The organism is Rhodoferax sp. UBA5149 (assembly GCF_002413825.1).
Lineage (GTDB): Bacteria > Pseudomonadota > Gammaproteobacteria > Burkholderiales > Burkholderiaceae_C > Rhodoferax.
Genome location: NZ_DHXT01000088.1, coordinates 29391 through 32576, shown reverse-complemented (window position 1 = coordinate 32576; position 3186 = coordinate 29391). Strand labels below are relative to the sequence as shown.

Sequence of the window (3186 nt, the reverse complement as noted above, 5' to 3'; positions counted from 1 at the left end):
CACGGCCTCAAGTTCATGCCCGCCGTCAATTGGGTGGAGCGCGGCATGCAGGGCGACGGCAACACGCTGCCGCGTTACCACGTGGTATGGGGCACCTCGCGCCACCTCACGCTGCGCATGATAGCGACGCTGCAGCAGGCCGCCACGGGCCAGCGTTTGACGCTGCTGAGTCGCCACCGCATTACCGCGCTGGACGCGCAAAACGGCACGGTCACCGGCGCCACCGGTATCAACGACGCCACGCGCCAGGAGGTGTATTTCAGCGCGCAGGCGGTGGTGCTGGCCATGGGCGGCATCAACGGCAGCCACGAAGAGACGCGCGCCAATTGGGTCCAAAGCCGCCCCATGCCAGCCACGATGCTCAACGGCGCCCACCCGTTTGCCGATGGCAAGTTGCACCACCTGGTGGCCGGGTTGGGCGGCAACATCACCCATGCGGGCGAGATGTGGAACTACGCCGCCGGCTTTCCCCACCCGCAGCCGCATTTCGAGGGCCATGGTTTGTCGGCCATACCCTGCAAATCGGCCTTGTGGCTCAACCACCGGGGTGAGCGCATCGGCCCGCAGCCGCTGGTCACCGGCTTTGACACCCACGACTTGTGCCAGCGCGTGGCGGCGCAAGAGAAGCCCTACACCTGGCAGCTGATGAACTGGCGCATCGCGGTCAAGGAGTTCGCCATCTCTGGCTCCGAGCACAACCAGCGTATCCGCGATTTGCAGTTTCCCCTGTTCCTCAAGGAAACCCTGCTGGGCAACCACCGTCTGGTCAAGCAAATGGCGGCCGAGAGCAAACACTTTCTGGTGGACGACACGCTGGCCGGACTGTGCGCCAAGATGAACGCACTGTCCGGCACGAACGATGTGCACGCAGACGTTTTGCAGCGCACCGCCGACGCCTTCGATGCCAACTTCTCGCGCGGCGACTCCGTGGTCAACGACGACCAGATTCGCCGCATCGAACACGCGCGCCACTGGGGGCCGGACCGCTTACGCACCTGCAAACCGGCGCCGCTGCAAAAGCCAGGGGCTGGACCCTTCATCGCCATCCAGATGCAACTCATCACCCGCAAGAGCCTGGGCGGCCTGCAGACCGATCTGCAAAGCCGCGTGCTCAATACCACAGGCCAAGCGATGCCGGGCTTGTACTGCGTGGGCGAGGCAGCGGGCTTTGGCGGCGGCGGTGCCAGCGGCAAGCGTTCGCTGGAAGGCACCTTTCTCCCCGGCTGCATTCTCACGGCGCGTGCTGCGGCACGCTCCATCATTGCCGGTCGCGGCCTCTGAGACCTGTCTGCATTTCCCTATAACAATTCCGAGGAGACCCCCCATGTCCAATGGCGCCCATGCCCTGATCCGAACCCTGGTCGATGCCGGCATCACCACCTGCTTCACCAACCCCGGCACGTCCGAGATGCACTTCGTGGCCGCGCTCGACACCGTGCCCGAAATGCGCGCGGTGCTGGCCTTGTTCGAAGGCGTGGCCACCGGTGCGGCCGACGGCTATGGCCGCATGGCCGACAAGCCCGCCGCTACCCTGTTGCACCTGGGCTGCGGCCTGGGCAACGGCCTGGCCAACCTGCACAACGCACGCAAGGGCCGGGTGCCGATTCTGAACATCGTGGGCGACCACGCCACCCACCACGTGAAGTACGACGCCCAACTGCAGTCCGACATCGAAACCGTGGCCCGCAACGTGTCGCCCTGGGTGCGTACCTCCAAAAGCACGCAGGACCTGTGCAAGGACGCGGCTGAGGCCATTGGCGCTTGCATGGGCCCGCCGGGGCAGGTCGCGACCCTGATCCTGCCGGCCGACGTGTCGTGGGGCGAAGGTGGCGTGCCCGCCGCGCCGCCCATCCTCATCCCACCGGCGGCGGCGGACGACGCCACCGTGGCAGCCATTGCCAAGGCACTGCAGGGCGATGGCAAGAAGGCCCTCCTGCTCGGCGGCCGCGCCCTGCGCGCACCTATGTTGATGGCGCTGGCACGCATCGCCGCCCAAACCGGTGCCAAGCTGTTTGCCGAAGTTTTCCCGACGCGCCTGGAGCGCGGGGCCGGTTTGCCACCGGTCGAGCGCGTTGCCTATCTGGCCGAACTGGCCTCGGTGCAGTTGACCGGGCTGGACCACCTCATTCTGGTCGATGCCAAGGCGCCCGTTTCGTTCTTCGCCTACCCCGGAAAAAAGAGCTACTTGGTGCCCGACGGCTGCCAATTGCACACCCTGGCGTCCTATACCCAGGACGTGTCCGGTTGTCTGGACAAGCTGTCCAAAGCGGTGGGGGCCGAGCAAGCCACCCCCGTGCTGCAGGCACCCAAGCGCCCAGGTCTGCCGCGCGGCAAATTCACCGCCGACAAGGTCTGCAAGGCCATTGGGCAGCTGATGCCGGAGAACGCCATCCTCGTGGACGAAGCCCAGACCTCCGGCATCATGCTGGCGATGTACACCGCGGGCGCACCGCGCCACGATGTGCTCACGCTCACCGGCGGCGCCATTGGCCAGGGCCTGCCCAATGCCGTGGGCGCGGCCATCGCTTGTCCCAAGCGCAAGGTGATTGCGCTGGCCGGTGACGGCTCAGTCATGTACACCATCCAGGCTTTGTGGACCCAGGCACGCGAGAAGCTCGACGTCATCAACATCATCTTCAACAACCGCTCCTATGCCATCCTCAATGTCGAGTTGCAGCGCGTGGGGGCGGTGGGTGCCAGCGACAAGGCCAAAGCCCAGCTCGACCTGCGCACGCCTCCGATCGATTTCGTGCACCTTGGTGAAGGCATGGGTGTGCCATCCAGACGCGCCACGACCACCGGGGAATTTCTGGCGGCCTTCGAGCACGCACTGCGCACCCCAGGCCCCCACCTCATCGAGGCGATCGTGCCCCCCAGCTTGACCGGGTTGAAACTGCGCGTGTTGCCGCACCTGCTGCAATCGCTGGCCAATCTGCCGCAGCCGATTGCGCGGGCCATCAAGCGCGCTATCGCGCCCTGAAAGCTGCAGCGCCGGTCGCCACCACACTGCCGGGTTTCTGTCAGACCGGTCATTCGTCCAGCACGGAGTCGTTTCAAGCGTCGTCAAAAGAATTATCGACGTGAGATGAGCATGCCGAGCAATATTCCAATGGCTGCAGCGATACCCACCGCCTGTAGCGGACGCTCCTTCACGTAGTTGGTGGTGGCACCAACGCCCCGATTGAA

General features: G+C 65.4%; 3 protein-coding genes. 2 read left to right on the top strand and 1 reads right to left on the bottom strand.

Annotation, left to right across the window (positions count from 1 at the left end):
• Positions 1–1281 (top strand): FAD-binding protein (locus tag B3V69_RS07550; RefSeq protein ID WP_296445262.1); only part of this gene is annotated, 1281 nt, incomplete at its 5' end.
• 43 nt (positions 1282–1324) lie between these two features.
• Complete coding sequence (locus B3V69_RS07545; RefSeq protein ID WP_296445260.1) at positions 1325–2980, top strand: acetolactate synthase large subunit; 1656 nt, start codon at positions 1325–1327, stop codon at positions 2978–2980.
• Between the two features lie 92 nt (positions 2981–3072).
• Here the strand turns inward: B3V69_RS07545 and B3V69_RS07540 are convergent, their stop codons facing one another.
• The gene (locus B3V69_RS07540; RefSeq protein ID WP_296445337.1) at positions 3073–3153 is read right to left on the bottom strand and encodes a glycine zipper domain-containing protein; all 81 of its coding nucleotides are present in this window, start codon (positions 3151–3153) and stop codon (positions 3073–3075) included.
• Between the last annotated feature and the right edge of the window lie 33 nt (positions 3154–3186).